The 18368-nt window shown below is 37.9% G+C and carries 7 protein-coding genes; all 7 read left to right on the top strand.

Features of this window, described 5'->3' with window-relative positions:
* Positions 1–11: 11 nt before the first annotated feature.
* Positions 12–1001, top strand: coding sequence for a diacylglycerol kinase family lipid kinase (locus tag AC3B7A_RS02810; protein WP_489756221.1), 990 nt, complete (start codon positions 12–14; stop codon positions 999–1001).
* Positions 1002–1387: 386 nt separating this feature from the next.
* Positions 1388–2752, top strand: coding sequence for a 23S rRNA (uracil(1939)-C(5))-methyltransferase RlmD (gene rlmD, locus AC3B7A_RS02805; protein WP_489756220.1), 1365 nt, complete (start codon positions 1388–1390; stop codon positions 2750–2752).
* 682 nt (positions 2753–3434) lie between these two features.
* Positions 3435–3575, top strand: a complete 141-nt coding sequence (locus AC3B7A_RS02800; RefSeq protein ID WP_489756219.1) for a hypothetical protein — start codon at positions 3435–3437, stop codon at positions 3573–3575.
* A 269-nt stretch (positions 3576–3844) separates the two neighbouring features.
* Positions 3845–5527 (top strand): adenine deaminase C-terminal domain-containing protein, encoded by a 1683-nt coding sequence (locus AC3B7A_RS02795; RefSeq protein WP_489756218.1) that lies wholly within the window; start codon positions 3845–3847, stop codon positions 5525–5527.
* A gap of 49 nt (positions 5528–5576) precedes the next feature.
* Positions 5577–6986: a C4-dicarboxylate transporter DcuC gene (dcuC, locus tag AC3B7A_RS02790; protein ID WP_489756217.1), complete on the top strand. Its 1410-nt coding sequence runs from the start codon at positions 5577–5579 to the stop codon at positions 6984–6986.
* A gap of 490 nt (positions 6987–7476) precedes the next feature.
* The gene (locus AC3B7A_RS02785) at positions 7477–7905 is read left to right on the top strand and encodes a hypothetical protein (protein ID WP_489756216.1); all 429 of its coding nucleotides are present in this window, start codon (positions 7477–7479) and stop codon (positions 7903–7905) included.
* A 371-nt stretch (positions 7906–8276) separates the two neighbouring features.
* Positions 8277–17921, top strand: coding sequence for an SLAP domain-containing protein (locus AC3B7A_RS02780; protein ID WP_489756215.1), 9645 nt, complete (start codon positions 8277–8279; stop codon positions 17919–17921).
* Positions 17922–18368: the final 447 nt, after the last annotated feature.

The following is an 18368-nucleotide window of genomic DNA, read 5'->3' as shown; positions in this document are numbered from 1 at the left end:
GAGGATAATGAATGAAAGCACGACTGATTTATAACCCCACTTCGGGTAATGAAACGATTTTAAAAAGCGTCGCTGATATTTTAGATGTTTTAGAAGAAGCCGGTTATGAAGCTAGTGCTTTTAGAACAACACCGAAACCCTTATCAGCACAAAATGAAGCGCACCGGGCAGCTTTAGCGGGCTTTGACTTAATTGTAGCTGCTGGTGGTGATGGTACTTTAAACGAAGTAGTCAATGGGTTAGCACCGCTAAAAAAGCGCCCGTTAATGGCGATTATTCCGGGGGGAACAACTAATGATTATGCACGGGCTTTAAAAATACCACGGAATGATCCTGTGGCAGCAGCACGGCTGATCTTAAAAAAGCAATTATTACCCATGGATATTGGTCAAGCTGGTGAACATTATTTTATGAATATCGCTGGCGGTGGTTCGATTTCGGAGTTGACTTATGAAGTGCCGTCGGAATATAAATCAGTTTTAGGTTATTTGGCTTATTTGGTTAAAGGGGCAGAAATGTTGCCCCGCATTAAGCCAATTAATATGCACATTGAATATGATGACGGCGTTTATGATGGTGATGTAACTTTATTCTTGTCTGGTTTAACGAACTCTGTCGGTGGTTTTGAACAAATTGCTCCAGATTCAGAATTGGGTGATGGCAAGGCTTCATTACTGATTGTTAAGGGCGCTAACATTGCGGAAATGTTAGTCTTGATTGCTAAAGCTTTAAATGGTGGCAAACATGTTGATGATCCCAAAATTATTTACACGAAAACGAAAAAGTTGTTTGTTAAACCCAATGACAACCAACGGATTATGATTAATTTAGATGGTGAATACGGTGGGGATGCGCCGATTGAGATTAAGGTTTTACGCCACCATATTCAGATGTTTGCGGATGTTGATGCGATTCCTGATCGATCAATTAATACTGAAACTCCAGATGAAAAGCAAGCTGAAGAACAATTTGTTCAAGGAGTTAATTCTTTAAACGAATAGTTATTAAGCGCTGGATAAAGTGGTTAACAACTAGAATTTGAGTTCTGAGTTCTAGTTAGATAATTGTTTCTGGTTTTGTAAACGCCATTTAAATCAGGTGGTAGCTAAAATTGGTGGCAATTTTCAATTAATTTAAGTTAAGAGGCTGGGATCAAAAGTTTCTTAGCAGTTGAGTACTATGAGGCATAAACTGCTGACTTTTGGCAAGCAATAAGAATTAATGTGCGTTTAATTTGCGACGGAATGCGACATTAATTTTATTGTCCCAGCCTCTTAGTCGTAGTTAGTGGTAAATTTTTGGTCTTGGGAATGCCATTAAAAATTATTATTCGAGTAGAAAGCAAAGTGGTGCCAAGCTTTAATTTAAATTAAGTAAAGGAAAAGTTATGACAGAAGTTAATTTAACTAAGAATCAGATTGTTACTTTAGATATTTTGGATTTATCTTATGAAGGTTTAGGGGTAGCTAAAGTTGATGGCTATTCACTGTTTGTAGAAAATGCCTTGCCTAATGAGCAAGTAGAAGCCATCGTGACGAAAGTCGGACGCAAGTTTGGTTTTGCGAAAACCAATAAAATTTTACAAGCGTCACCTGATCGGATTACGAAATATGACCCGAAGTATATTCAGACGGGAATTGCGCCCTTAATACATTGGCGTTATGAACGGCAATTAGAATTTAAACGGCAACAAGTGGTTAATAATTTTGCTAAGCACAATTTGGATATTTCCGTGGCCAAAACGGTGGGCTCGAAGCAACCATTAGGTTACCGTAACAAAGCTCAAATTCCCGTGCGGACGATTAAAGGTCAAGCAACAACTGGCTTTTTCCGGAGTCGCTCGCATGATTTGGTTCCCTTGGATGATTATTTGATTCAAGATCCAGCCATTGATGCAGAAATTAATCAAATTCGGGATTTATTACGGGAGTTTAAGATTCAAGGTTATGATGAAATTCATAATCGCGGACAAGTGCGTCACATCATGGTACGTAAAGCGCAAGCTAGTGGTGAATTGATGGTTGTTCTAGTGGTAATGTCAGACAAAATTAAACAATTACCACAATTATGTAAGGCGATTTTACAAAATCAACAGGTTGCTTCACTGTATTTAAATATTAATGCCAAGAAGACCAATGTCATTTTAGGCTCCAAATTCGAGTTGGTGGCAGGACAAAGCTATATTACCGATGAAATCCTAGGCAAAAAATTCCGCATTTCGCCGCAATCTTTTTACCAAGTTAATGCTGAACAAACTCAAAAATTGTATCAATTAGCGATTGAAGCTGCCGCTTTAACTGGTCAAGAAGTAGTCGTTGATGCTTATTCTGGGATCGGCACAATTGGCTTAAGTTTGGCTGATCAAGCTAAGCAAGTTATTGGCATTGAAGTTGTTAAACAAGCGGTGCAAGATGCTCAGGTTAATGCTGCGATTAACCAAATTGAAAATGCTAAGTTTATTGTTGGTAAAACAGAAGAAGTTTTACAAAAATGGACCCAAGGACAACGCCAAATTGATGTCTTACTAGTGGATCCACCACGCAAGGGCTTGGATGCCAGTTTAATTGCTAGTATTCAGGCTTTAAAGCCACAAAGAATTGTTTATATCAGTTGTAATCCAGCTACTTTGGCCCGCGATGTTGATTTGTTGAGAGCAGATTACCAAGCAATAACTAGTACACCGGTTGATATGTTTCCAATGACCAAACACGTTGAAAGTGTGACGAAACTAGAACGAATTGATAAAGATTAAATTAGTTTGAGGGCAGCTTGTTTAATTGATAATTTTCTAAATAAAAAAAGTGTGATGTGACCCCCGAAGTTAGGACAACTTCGGAGGTTATTTTTATGTCTAAATTGTCTAAGCAAGATAAAATTGATATTTACAATTTATGGAAATATTATGGTATTGGTCCAAAAGTCAACAGTTTGTTAGTGCTCAATTGTTAAACGCCTTCTTTTTCAGCCTCATTTCTTTACATAAGTAATAGTAGCGTAATTAGCTAAAAACAGCGTTTTTAAAGTCGAAAGCTTTGATATTAGTTTAATTTTATAAGTGGTCTATTGAATGTTTAGTTGTCTCAATGTTAATAATTATAATTTTGGGGCAATTTTACTTTGCTTGAAACTAATCAATATGTTAAATTTATGTACATCTTAATAAATTATCATAAAAATTAATTATGCTGGAAATATAATATTAATATTCTGCTCAGAATTAATTCATATTGCGTTCCAAAAAACAAAATCTGGCAGCTTACTTGTTTAAGTTACAAAATAACTTAAATAAGTATTCTAGGTTATACTTAGTTGCTAGCGCTTTTATTTTCAGCTTTTTAATTTTTAAATAACAATAAAATGGGGAAAATGATGGTTAAAATAGATATGAATCAACTGGAAGCCAATAATTATCACTTACAAAAGCAAACGCAAGCGTGGAATTTATTATTAATAATCAAACGGGTCAATTAGTCAAATTTGATCCGGCAGTAACTATTGGTAAAAGTGGGACAAATTTAGCTGAATGGCAGTTACTAATGCGAAAATGGAAAAAAATAACTTTTATAAGATTTTAATTACTCCGTAAATTGCAATAATAAAGCTGGCCTGTCATAAAAATAAGTTTACTAACTGATAAATTAAACTTTATTTTCTTTCAAAAAAGCCACTGGTACCGTTCAATGCGTTTTACATTTGCTCAAGATAAATATGAATAATTTTAGGAAATAAGCCGATATAGTTCGCTAATCACGAATTATTAATTAAAATTTATTTGTTATAGTTCACTATTTTGGAGTATAATCAAATTGTGGTTCAGTTGAAATTTGAAAGGAATTGGTGAAAAATGACAGTCGTTGATCAACTTTTTATTAATGCACAAGTATTTAATGTTTACTTAAAAGAGTTTCAAAAACGAAATATTGCTGTAAAAGATGGCCAAATTTATTGGGTAACGAAACAACAACCAGAAGCCAAAACGATAATTGACTTGAAAGATAAGTTTGTGATTCCCGGTTTGGTTGATGCCCATATGCACATTGAAAGTTCAATGACAACGCCCACTGCGTTTGGTGCGCAAGCAGCCCAATTTGGAACAACGACGGTCGTGGCTGATGATCATGAAATTGCCAACGTGGCTGGTTTGAGTGGCTTAAAAGAATTTATGGATCAGCCCAGTTTGATTGATATCTTTTTTGCCATTCCTTCGTCGGTACCGTCAACGAATACGCAAATGGAAACCACTGGCGGAGTGATTGATGAGCAAGCTGCCAGTCAATTATTGGATGATCCTCGCGTGGTTGTTTTGGGAGAAGTCATGAACTTTCAAGGAGTTGTGGCTCAACCAGATTCTTTAATTAATAAATTAATTGCTGTTTGCCGTAAAAAACGGCCCACCATGCCTTTAGAAGGTCACTGTCCCAAATATTTGGATGAAGATTTAGCTCGCTTTATCAATGGCGGCATTACTTCTGATCATACTCAGCAAACACCCGAAGGGATGCTGCAGCGGATTGAAAACGGCATGTTTGTGGAAATTCAGGCGAAGTCGTTAACGCCCGAGATTATTCAAACAGTGATTGACCATCAGTTGTATGAACATGTTTGTTTTGTTACGGATGATGTCATGGCTGATGATTTACGTTATGGTCATTTGAATAAGATTGTCGCGCAAGCGATGAGTTACGGCTTGAGTCCCGAAATGGCTATTTATATGGCGACTTATACTCCCGCGCGGCGTATGAGTTTGTGGGATCGCGGCGCGATTGCTCCCGGTCGGGTGGCTGATTTAATTGTCTTGGATGATTTGGCCACTTTGAAAATTAATTCCGTTTATAAAAATGGACAGCTAGTTGAAGATACTAAACCGCAGCCTGTGCACTTTAGTGAACAATTAAGTCATTCGATTCAAGCCAAAACTTTAACCGCGGCTGATTTACAATTAGCCGTTCCCCAAATTTCAGGGACAGTCACCGCCAATGTAATTCAAATTGAACCCAAGAGTACTTTTACCAAGTGTGTACCAACCACTTTAACTGTTAAAGATCATCAAGTACAATGGCAAGCCGCTGGTTTGGCCTTATTATTAGTTCAAGAACGTTATGGTCATCATAATCCTTTGCAATTTGCGTTAATTAAAGGTGCAATTGATCAGCTAGGGGCGATTGGCACGACTTGGGCGCATGACCATCACAATTTAATGGTTATGGGCACCGATTTAGCTGACATGGTTAAAGCTCAGAATCAATTAGTCAAACAACAAGGTGGTTATTTAGTAGTTAAGAATCAAGAAGTGATCGCAAATTCACCTTTACCAATTGGAGGAGTAGTTTCTAATGCCCCAATTGCTGAATTAGGACAACAATTAGCCCAGGTTCGTCAAGGAATGCAGGACTTAGGTTATCATCATTTTAACGAGATTATGTCGTTGTCGACGTTGTCGCTCTTAGTTTCACCAGCACTTAAAATATCTGATCAAGGCATGTTTGATGTTAAATCGCAACAGCCCGTACCCTTGTTTCAAAACTGATTTTCCTAAATTGATGGCACGTTAAAAATTAGCTGGAGGGTACGGATTCATGCAGACCATTTTAATTTTATTAATTAGTTTAATTGCCGTGGGAATTTTAGTTTATATGTTGCTGAAAAAAAATGATATTAAAATGACGTTACTGTTATTGGGTTTAGTTTTGATGTATGTAGCACTAATTTTGGGGCAAAAAGTGAAAGTTAGTGCGCCCACGGGAAATATCTGGTTAAATCCTTTTCAATCGTTGGTTGATCAATTTACGACCACGTTAGTCGGTCCGGGTTTTGTCATTTTGTTATTAGGTGGTTATAGTGCTTATATGAATCAAATTCAAGCCAACCAAGTGACCGTTGATGCGTTAAGTAAGCCGATTAAGAAAATTAAATCCGTTTATTTATTAGTCCCCATCGTTTTCTTATTAGGAACATTGATGTCGTTAGTCATTCCTAGTGCCGCCAATTTAGCTATTATTTTGTTGGCCACTTTGTATCCAGTGTTACGCACAGCGGGCATGAGCCGCTTTAGTGCGGCAGCGGTAATTGCGACTTCGGCGACAATTGTGCCGACGCCGTTAGGTGCGGATAACGTGGCGATTGCGGCCCAACTACATTTACCCGTTAGTACCTATGTATTTCAATATCATGCGATTATTTCGGTGCCGACCATTTTAGCTATGGCTATAGTGCATTATTTCTGGCAAAAATATCAAGACCAAAAGCATCCTGAGCAATTAACTTATCAACAAGAATTAGCGCAAAAAACGACCACCAGTCAACAGCAGGCGGCTCAACAAGTCCCTCATTATTCGGGTGGTTGGCGGTTCATTTACGGGATCTTACCGTTATTGCCAATTATCTTGTTATTATTAGTTTTTGTTGTCAATTTGTGTTTGAAGAAACCCTTAAACATAAGTGTTCAAGTGGTTTCCATTATTAGCTTCTTCTTGGCAGTAGTGGTTGAATGCTTAAAAAAACACCATTTGCAAAGTGTTTTAAAAGAAACGAATATGTTCTTTACCGGCATGGGCAATGTGATGAGTGTTGTGGCGTTATTGGTGGCGGCACAAGTCTTTGTCCAAGGCTTAACGTCGTTAGGTTTGATTAATTTAGTGCAAACTACAATGCACAATTTAACCGGCGCCGGTTTCATCTTACCAGTGGTGATGGTGGCCTTTACGGCGGTGATTGTCCTATTAAGTGGTAGTGGCATGGCCTTAATCTTTGCCATGATTCCGCTGATGGTGCCGTTGGCCAAAGCCGCTGGCATTACGCCGATGGCCTTATCCGTGCCCATGCAATTAGCAGGAAATTTGTTACGGGCGGTTTCGCCGGTGGCGGCCGTGATTTTGATTGTCGCTGGTGAAACCAAATTAGCACCCTTACAGATTATTCAACGTACTTGGGTGCCTATGGTTTTTGGCACGATCATGATGCTAATTATGGCGTTAGTGCTATTGTAATAACAAAATAATTTACAGTGAAAGACTAGTCTTGATTAGTTAATTGAGACTGGTCTTTTTTCTGTGGCTTAATTAGTAGGTAATCTGCTCTTAATTTGTTTAAAAAATAAGCATTTTATCCAACACTAGTGTTGGAACTTAATAAAAACTTAAGAATCTTAAGAAAAACTTAACATTTAGATTTTTGCTATTTTTGAAAAAATCGTTCACAAGAATAAATGCGATGAATATCAGCTTTACGGCAAGTATGTGAAAAAACAAAGTGATGATTTTGTGTGATGTATAAATCACAACGGGCTTTTTCGAGAGTTTTTTGCCAAATAGGGTTTGATTTATCACTAATTAACCAATTATAATATGAAATATATGAGAGACTAAGATTATTAATTGATTATCATTTGATAAAATTAGGTATCAAATCCGATCGAACATAGTCAAAATTATTTCCAAAAAACGTAAATATTTTAGACGATTAAAGGAGCGTATAAAAATGCATCGAAGTAAAAGATTGTTAGCAACTATGGGTGTGACCTTATTCTCATCAACATTGTGGTTAACTGCCAATAAAACGACCACTAAAGCAGATGAAGTTAATGATCAAGGTAAAGTCGATCAAGCCGCACCAGGAGAAGAAATTCAGACGACCGATCCCAGTGAAATAAATGGCAGTAACAATCGACAATCGACAATCGACAATCGACAATCGACAATCGACAATCGACAATCGACAATCGACAATCGACAATCGACAATCGACAATCGACAATCGACAATCGACAATCGACAATCGACAATCGACAATCGACAATCGACAATCGACAATCGACAATCGACAATCGACAATCGACAATCGACAATCGACAATCGACAATCGACAATCGACAATCGACAATCGACAATCCTGCAGTTAGCAGCGTAAACAGTACAAGTAATAATAATCAGCAGCAAGTAGAGGGTATTACTAACGAAAATAGTACGACTAGTTCAGTAGGTGGCTCTAATGTAAACGGTAACATCAATGCTACCAATAACGCCGACCAAGATAATACTAGTGCAGTTACTGGTAATCATAGTAATGCAAGTAATTCTACCAACAATTCCGCAACTCAACCAAGTAGTCCAAACCTAGCTGATCATAATACTAATCAATTAGAACAACCTAATAGTACTGACACTGATAATAATCAAAGTGTAGTACATAATGATACAAATGAAACCACCAAACCAGAAATTGCAAATTTTGATAAAGTTGTTACAGTTTCTACCTCTCAGGAATTAATTGAGGCAATCATGCATTCGAATGCTTCTAAAATTGTTTTAAATAATGATATTTTAGTGGCAGCATATAATGTAGGTATCTTTAGATCTATGATTATTGACGGTGGTGGTCATTCCTTAAAATCTTTTTCTGGACAGTTAAATCAACCGCAATTTGAATTACTGACTGCTGGAGTATCTTTGACATTGCAAAATATTAATATTTTTAGCAATGGTAATTTTATTTCTGAACAGCCTAATAACGACGCAGAAAAAGGAATTTTAACTGACTTATATTTAAATAACGTTACTTTTCAAGGTGGAGTTTTTAGTGAGGATCATAATGTTAGTATTCATGTAACCGGAAATACTTCGATAAAAGGTGTACAAAACTTTGCTTTTATGGGTCAAACGTATACTGTTTCATTCACAGATTTGATTCGAGCTAATAATTTGACAGTTGAAAAAGGTGCTACGCTTAGCTTAGATAACATGGGGATTAGGTGTGTTAATAGTAATGGTACTATTGATGTTCAGCAAGGCGGCTCCATTAATGCCAGTTATGAAGTTAATAGCTCGAATTATAGTCTTTTTCAGACTAACAGCATGATTTCCGCAAATAACTTAAAGATAAGTGGTACTTTTGCCGCAAAGTTGTTAAGTAATAATGTTCCGTCTAGTCGTGGCTATTTTGTGAGTGTTGATCACTTTTTTGCTAATAAGGGTTCTAATATAGAAATTACTGATGAAACTTCTGGTCATTACACACTTTATAACGTTACTGAGACTGTTATTGATGCTCCAAAAGATTTTATCGTAAATACTAATGGTAATGCTAATGACACTTTGGTAATATCTGTAGTCGGTGGTATTAAGTTTAATTTTAATAATGTCCAATACATTAATGGCAATAATTATTCACCAAATATAGGAAATATGGACTTTGTGGTTAAAAACAATGTCATTCAAGATATTACAAATACAGTTTGTCAAACGCAAGCAGATGAACAGACTGTTATTTCACTATTAAATAACAAAAATCTTAACGGCGGAATATTAGAGTTTAAGGCTATACCTGGAGACGATGTTGGCTTTTCAGAAACTCCGACAATAGATTCTCAATTGGTTACCGGTACAACTAATGTTGGTGATGCTAATATCACGGTACAAATTAAGCATAGTGATGGTACACAAACTTTGCTTTTGATTGATGGGCAATCAACTAATGGAGGTTATTGGCGAAATACTGAAAAACTTTATATTACTAAATCAGATGCTGATGGTAAGTTTAGTTTTACAATTCCAAGTGGCATTTTAAAAAGGGGCGACCAGTTAGAGTTAGTTGCTAATAAGGATTTTTGGGATAGTCCAGTCTATGATTTAGATACAGCAGTGTTATTTGAATATCAAACCGCACTCTCAGCTTTAGAGACTCAATTTAATACCGATAAGTCCGCTTTAGAAAGTATGGCTACTAATCTGGATAATACGAACGATTTAATTACTTCTTTAACAACTTCTTATAATACTGCGGTTAAGGATGTTAAAGATGCTACTTCAGTTACCGATATTGAACCGGCTAAACAAGATGGCTTAACTGCTATGGCTAATATCATGGCTTTACCCCAAGCACAAAATGATGCTTTAAATAGTTTAAAAGATAAATATGATGGCACCAATGGTGCTTTGACAACAATTAACGGTTTGCAGAATCTAACTCCTGACCAAATTGATTACTTTAATAAAGAAACCACTGGTCAAGTACCATTAGCTTATCAACAAGCTGTCGCAAACATTAAAGCTGCAACTGATTCAACAGCTGCTACTAGTGCAGGTGGTGTTGGTGAGCAAAAGTTAACTGATTTAGTTAGTTTGGCTACGGCTTTAGATACTGCTAATCAAAAAATTAAAGCTTTACAAGACCCAACAGGGCAATTAAATGAGACTCAAGTTGACAACTTTTTGACTCAAGTTAATGAAGCTTTGACTACTGCAACAAGTGCTTATAATACTGCTACGAATGACAATGATCGCCAAACAGCAGTAGCTAAAGGTCAAGCTGCCATTGATGCTTTAGCTGCTTTAGTGGATGAGTTAAATACGACTGACCAAACGATTGCTGGTCAGACCGACTTAGATACAGATGGATTAAAGAATCAAGCCTATCAAGCAGCTAAAGTTGGAATCACAGCGATTCAGACGGCACAAACAGATGCTACCTTGGTAGCATCTGATGTTACAAATGCGGCGAGTGACGCGTTAAGCAACATTAATAATTTAGTTAGTGACCAGCAGACTGCAATTAATAATTTAAAAGATAAACTGGATAGTGCTTTAGCAGCGGTCACTGCTTTAAGTAAAGATAATGGTCAAAGCTTAACAACTGCACAAATTAATTACTTCAATGAAAATGACGAAACGCAAGTGGGGTTGATTTATCAAGCTTATCAAACGGCTGTAGATCAAATTAAGGCAACAACAACTAGTGCAGATGCCACCTCAGCTGAAACGACAGCAGAAGGTATTTTAGATACGTTAGTTGATTTAGCGAATAAATTTAATGAGACTAATAACAGTATTAATGATTTAAGTAAGGATAAAAATGGACATTTAAGTTCAACTGAAGTCGATGTTGCATTAACGTCAATTGATCAAAAAGTTCAAGGTATGGTCACAGCATATCAACAAGCTAGTTCCGCAAATGATAAATCGAGTGTCATTAATCAAGGCATGGTTGATTTAGCCAAAGGCTTGGCACAAGCCCAATTGCAAGATTGTGTTAATAAGGCCAAGGAAGACTTGAATGCCTTAAGTACGGACCAAGGTGGTGCTTTAAGTCAAGACCAAATTAATGGCTATATAGACGAAATTATTAATACAGATACTGGTGCACAAGCTAATGGTCAAGCCGCAATTAATGCCGCTACTGATGCGCAAGAAGCAGCAGCTGCTTTTGCTGGAACTGATGGAGCCAAAGGTAAGATCGAAGCTATTGTGGCGGCTGCTAGGGGATTATCAGATGCTAACAGTGGTTTCTTAACGGACGATACTAAGAATGGTTTGGCTGGTTGGATTGAGGTAGCTAAACAACAGATTGAGGCCTTGCAACATTTGACAGTTGGTAGTGATCCAGCTGATACAAGTGCACAAGTTGGTCAATTGTTGGCCTTAGTGGATAATGTTCAAAAAGAGATCACTAAAGATGTTAATAATTTAGGTGCTGGTGGTTTAAATGATGCTTTTAAAGCTGACGAAAAAGCGAAAGTTACAAAGATCACCGACTTGGCGGATGAGATTAATGACGCCATGGATGAATTGAAGAGTCAACATGATAGCGCCAATACGACAATTAATGACTTACCGAACTTAGCGACTGCTCAGGATAAGAAGAAGTACACTGACTTGGTTGATAAAGCTTATAACGATGCTACAAATAATTTAAATACCATTACTGACCAAACAACACAAGCTCAGGTAACAGAGGTTGAAAACACTGGTTTATTAGGAATTGCTAAGGGATTAGCTACTGCTCAATTGCAAGATTGTGTTAATCAAGCAACAGTTGATTTGGATGCCTTGAGTACTGCCAATGGTGGTCGTTTAAGTGCTAATGTTGTTCAAGATTATAAAAATAAAATTACAAATTCTGATGCAAGTAAAGAAACTGAACAAACTAAAGGTCAAGCGGCAATTAATGCAGCAAGTGACGCTGATAAAGCTAATAGCGCTTTTACCACAGCCCAAGCAGCTATTAATGAGATTGTGCAAGGCGCTCAAGGTAACGCTGATGCTAACAATGGTTTCTTAAATAATACAACGGATGGTTTAGCTGGCTGGATTAATGATGCTAAACAACAGATTAAGGACTTACAACATTTGACGGTTGGCAGTGATCCGGCTGATACAAATGAGCAAGTTGGCAAATTATTGGCATTAGTGGACGATGTTCAAGCAGTAATTACGAATGATTTAAACAATTTAGCTGCTAATGGCTTAACTGAAGAATGGAAGACCAACGAAAAAGCTAAGATTAATGTTATCACTGATTTAGCTACTAACCTTGATACTGCCATGAGTAAGTTACAAACTGCTAAAAATGATGCCGGGGAAACAGTTGATAATGATTTAACCGCCTTAACTGATAAGGAAACTTATAAAGATAATATTGATGGTGCTTATAATACGGCAGTTAGTGGTTTGGATTCTTTGATTGTCACAACAACAACCCAAGACCAAATTGATGCTACTGTTAATACGGGCTTAAAAGAAATTGCCCAAAAGTTAGCTGGTGCGCAACTTCAAAATGGGGTCACGGCTGCTGTTAACAAAATTAATGGTTTAACGCATTTAACAAATGAACAAAAGACAAAGTATCAACAACAAATTACGAATACTGATCCGACTAAAGAAACCGAACAAACTAAAGGGCAAGCTGCGATTGATAGTGCTACTGATGCAGACTCTACTGCTAGTGCTTATCAAGCTGCTCAAGCAAAGATTAACAATATTGTTAGTCAAGCTACAACTGCCGATAAAGTTACTGATTGGTACAATACCGAAAAGGAAAACATTACTAATTTAGGCGACAATAAACAAGGGCATTTAACAACCACAGCGCCTGACGCCGAACATAAGTCACAAGTGGATACCTTAGTGGAACAATTAGGTACGGCTTACGATACAGTCTTGAGTGATTTAGAAAATCCTGGGGCAAACTTCAACGAAGAAACAGAGGAGCAAAAGCTCACAGCAGTAACTGGTAAAGCAAGAACCATGAATACAGACATGGGTAAGTTACAAACTGCTTACCAAACAGCTCAAGCTGAAACAGCTGCTGACAAACTCGGTCATTTAAAGCCGAATCAGCAGACATCATATCAAGGCCAAGTAACAAGTGCTTATCAGGCTGCAGTAGCTGAGATTACTGCTGGAACTGATAACGCTGAAGCTGATGGTGAAACAGCGTTACAACAAGTGGTGGATCAAGCACAATTGGCGGAACATAAAGCTGATAATCAAAGCCAATTAGATAGCTATGCGCAAGCTGCGAGTGACATAATTGGTCATTTGACGGACACCTTGCAACCAACAGATATTCAAAAGTATCAAGATCAAATTACCAATACCACTGATGGCGCCCAAACGACAGCAAATCAGAATATTGAGAAAGCTGATAGTGTTACTGCGGCTAATACAGCTTTAAGTGATGGTAAAGATGCAATTGATAAGATTGTTACAGCGGCGCAAAACTTATCCGATAACCTAAGTACAGTAGCTGGTTGGTATAATACTGCTAAGGATAATATTAATAAGTTAGCTGCAAGTAGTCATAATGAAGACAGTTATTTAACTGGTGCTGCTGATTCAACTGATACCAGTACGCAAGTTGGTAAATTATTAGCTGATTTAGCTAGTGCTTATGAACAAGTTAAAACAGACGCTGCTAAACCAGGCTTTGATGATACTCAAGAACCAAGTTCCTTAACTGATGTTGTGACTAAAGCTCATGCTATGAATACGGCTATGCAAACAGTAGAAGCCGCTTATCAAACAGCTAAGGATGCTTTGAGTAATTTACACCATCATGATGAGTTGGTTACTGGTGATCAATTAACGACAGCTTTAGATAATGCTTATCAAACCGCCCAAGCTGATTTAAGAGATGCAACTACTGCCAACATGTCGGCGCAAACTAACGTTGAAGTGACAAATATTCAAGCTGTGATTGCGTTAGTACAAGACCAAGCAACGGCTTGGGATGATCTGGAAATCATTTATAACAATGGTGTGAATGACTTAAATGGTGCTGCTGGCAATCACTTTGGTGATAACTTAACTGCGGCTTTGAAGAAGTTGAAAGACCAATACGATACTGAAGTTGATAGGATTAAAGCTGCAGACAAAGGCACGATAGAATCTGTTAGTTCCTTAGCGCAATCTAATGTCCGCGACTTGTTGGCAACCTTAAAAGAACAAAATACGCAATTAGGGGCGTTAGCTACTGCTAAACAAGATGTGGAAACAGCTTTAAGTAATGCTACCGATTTAAGCCATGATCAACAGACTAATTTCACTGATGAAATTACAAACACTTATAATCAGGCTGTCAATGATGTCTTGGTTACTAAAAATTCAACTACTGCTCAAACCAAAGGGCAAGCAGGGGTTACTGCTTTAAATAAGATTAAAGAAACAATCACCCAAAAAGCTACAATTATGCAACAGTTACAAACTGACTACAATACTGCAGTGGATCATATTAAAGAGTTAGGTGACGGTACCACTGGTCATAACTTAACGGGTGGCACGACGCCAACTGATGAAGCTCAACAAATTGGTAAGTTATTAGCTCAATTAGCGGCAGCGAAGACAACAATTGAAACTAACTTACAGAATGTTACTGATTTGTCAGATTCATGGTTAACTGATCAAGAAACAACAAACTTTAAGCCGGTAACGGATTTAGCTGATAATATGAATACGGCCATGGGTGTGGTTAATTCAGCTGTTACTGCCGCTAATACTGCTATTGGTAATTTGGATCAATTAGCTGACCAACAAGCTGGCTTGAAGCAACAAGTTAGTGAGCAACAAGCTAAGATTGTTGAACAAATTACTAAAGCTGATGCAACGACTAATCTTAATAAAGTAGCGAGTGACGGTGCCACAGCTATTAATAAGTTGTTGAAGTTATCGCAGGCTCAAAATGAGGCCTTAACAGCCTTGCAGACGCAAATTACCACGGCTACGAATCAGCTTGAAACCACAGCTGGTTTGACGGCTGCGCAAAAGACACAATTTAAAGATCAAATTACCCAAGCGCAAAGTTCATTAACTACTAAAATCAAAGCGGCAACGAGTGTCGAGGCGACTCAAGTCAAGACGCAAGTTATTACGGACTTAACTAATTTAGCTACGACTTTAGGTCAAGCCAACAACGATTTAACTGGTTTAACGAATATCAGTGCTGAGCAACAAACTGCTTTCTTAAATCAAGTCAATACCGCTGCTAACACGGCTTTAACTGGTATGCAAGATAGTAACACCGAAGCTACGGCCTTTAATAAAGGGGGCGCCGCTATTCAAGCAATTGTGGCTTTAGCGCAACAATTAGCTGCTAATAAGCAAAAGATTAATGATTTAGGTCAAGGCGACAACAAGTTAGACTCAGATCAAATTAATCAATTACAACACCAAGCTGACCAAACAGCAACTAATGGGGTGGCTGCCATTGAAACGGCACAACAAGATTCCAGTAAGACGGCGCAGGATGTCACTAATGCTGCTGGTCAAGAAAATACTGATTTAAATCAATTAGTAGCGACTGCTAAACAAAAGCAGAAGTTGCAAGCAAGTATTAACCAAGCAGTCAATGACGCCAAGCAAAAGATCAAAGATTTAGGTAAACCGGACAAAGGTGGTCACTTAACCGCTGATCAAGTTAATAATTTATTAGAGCAAGTCACAACCGAACAAACAGCGATGTTAAATGATTTAAATGAAACCACCGACGTTACTGAAAGCTGGCTCACGCAAGAAAAACAGAAGTTACAACCAACGTTAGACTTAGCCGAGACGATTAATCAGGCGATGCAAAAAGTTGATCAAGCCGAAACGGCCGCCAATGAGGTAATTGCAGGCTTAAATCATTATCAAGCTGACCAAGATAGCTTGAAACAAGACGTGCAAAACCAAAAAGCGCAGGCGATTGCCGTTATCAATCAAGCTACTTCGACCACTGCTATTCAACAAGTCGCTAAAGATGGTGTGGAAAATATTAAGCAAGTAACGGACTTGAAGCAACAACAAAATGCCGCTTGGAATGCCTTGGATGATGAGTTAAATCAGGAGCAACAAGAACTTAATGGTTTGACTAATGGTGGTAACTTAAGTAGTGACCAAGTTAACCAATTACAACAACAAGTGACAACTGCTTATGAGACTGGTTTAAACCAAATTAAACAAGAAACGACCGCTGCCAACGTTGCTGGTGAACAACAACAAACTATTGAGCAAATGAAACAACAAGTCACTTTAGCCCAACAAAAAGCTCAGGCAGTGCAACAGATTAAGCAAACGCAAAAACAAGTTCAACAAGCTTATAATGTTGCGGAAGCTTTGAATAGTGATCAACAAACTATATTACAGAGTCAGATTATTCAACAAGCCACAGCAGCCATTGATCAAATCTTAGCGGCAACAGATCAAAGTGGTGTTGATCAGGTTCAACAAACTGGAACTAAGCAATTAAATGACACTAAGACTTTGATTAATCACAAGAACCAAGCGATGCAGGAATTAAAACAAACCTATCAAGAAGAACAAGCTAAGATTAACGGCTTGATGCATTATAAGGATCAAATTGGCAGTTTGAATGGTTTGTTAGAGACCGCTTATCAAGCAGCGCAAGACAGTATTACTAATGCCGAATTAACAGAAGTTGATCCGCACAAACAAACCGGAATTGAAAACATGCAACAAGTAGTTCAAGTTACGAAAGCTAAAGATGATAGCCTGACCATTCTAGAGAATCATTATCAAGATACCAAGGATCATTTGAACGATTTAACTGACTTAACACCTGAACAAAAAGACGACACTCAACACAAGGTGGATGCGGCCTATCAAGCGGCCAAAGATCAAATTGATCAAAGCCAAGGTGTTGATGCTGCTCATGCTGCCGAAGTAGTAGGGGAAAATAGTATCTCTGATGAAGTGGTTAAAGCCCAAGTGGCGCAAGCTAGTGCGGTTGCCATTAATGCCATTCATCAAGCAGCTGATCAAGCGGTTAAGAACTTAGAGAACAATACCAGTTTAGACGCTGATAAACGCCAAGATCGGATCTTTGCGGTGCGGCATGCTGAAAGTGCGGGCATTGACCAAGTGCAACAAGCAACGAGTGTCGCAGCTGTCAACCAAGCCCAACATGATTGCATTCAACGCATTAATAGTTTAGCAGGCACAGGTAGTGTCAACTTGGCTGATAATTTAGGTGGTGGCTTGAGTCAAAGTCATAGCGTTCGCAATCCGGGAATTGCCATTGTTAAACCCGATGTCACGGGTGGTTTCATTCACTTGTATGACCAGCAAGGTCACCAGTTGGAGCAAGTCTTAGCCGCCAATACTGATTGGAAAGTCGATTATATTTATACGCAAAATGATGGCACGATGTATTACCGTGTAGGTGCCAATGAATATGTTAAAGCTGACGATGTCAACTATACTAAGATTGGTAAACGGCAAATCATTGATGGAGTAATTACGGTACAACCAACCGCTGGTCAAGACTTCATCACCGTGTATAGTGATCAAGGTGCTGCGCTGAAGCAACAATTGCCAACGGGTACGCAGTGGTTAGTTAATGCCCAAGAAACATTAGCTGACGGACAAATTTATTATCAAGTAGCACCACATCAATATGTGCGAGCCCTGGATGTTACGGTCATGACGACGGCAATTGTCACCAAGTCCCAAACCGGAACCTTAAGCTTGAAAGAACAAGCGGCACCGATTTATCATTATCAATCACAGATTGGTTTCTTAAGTCGTTCCACAGATAAACACTTAACTCGCCAAGCTACTTGGAACTTCGATCAAGTTCTAACGGTTAATGGTCATCGTTATTATCAAGTAGGTGATAATGATTGGGTCAGAGATGTGGATGTTAAATTGAATTAAAAGCAAATAAAGCAAAACAAAAAGAAAGTTTCTAACAAAGGAAACTTTCTTTTTTTATAATTAAAATTATCTTAAAAAGTGTATCTCAAAAATGTTATACTAATTATGTACATAAGGCTCAACTAAGACGGTGGCTTCTCTTCTGAAGGAGATGGTTGCTTATGGTGTAAAAATTGTAATAATTAACATTCTGATGAAAGGAGGAGCGCTTTGACTTGGCTTTTCGTTTTAGAAGCTATCTATTGGTCTGTTAAAATAATCCATGAGATTGTGAATACAGTCATAGATATTCTAAAATATCGAAAATCTAAGTAAAAACAACCGCTTAGTAGGCGGTTGTTTTAATTTTGTATTAATACAGCTACCATCAGTAGCCTTATGAGAAGTTGGTGCGGTAACACCAACTTCGATCTACATAAATTGTAACACGTTTAGTTGAAAAATTAA

Source organism: Bombilactobacillus sp. ESL1202 (genome assembly GCF_058107125.1).
Note: the sequence above shows the minus strand (reverse complement) of the source record. Positions and strands in the feature narration are given on the sequence as shown.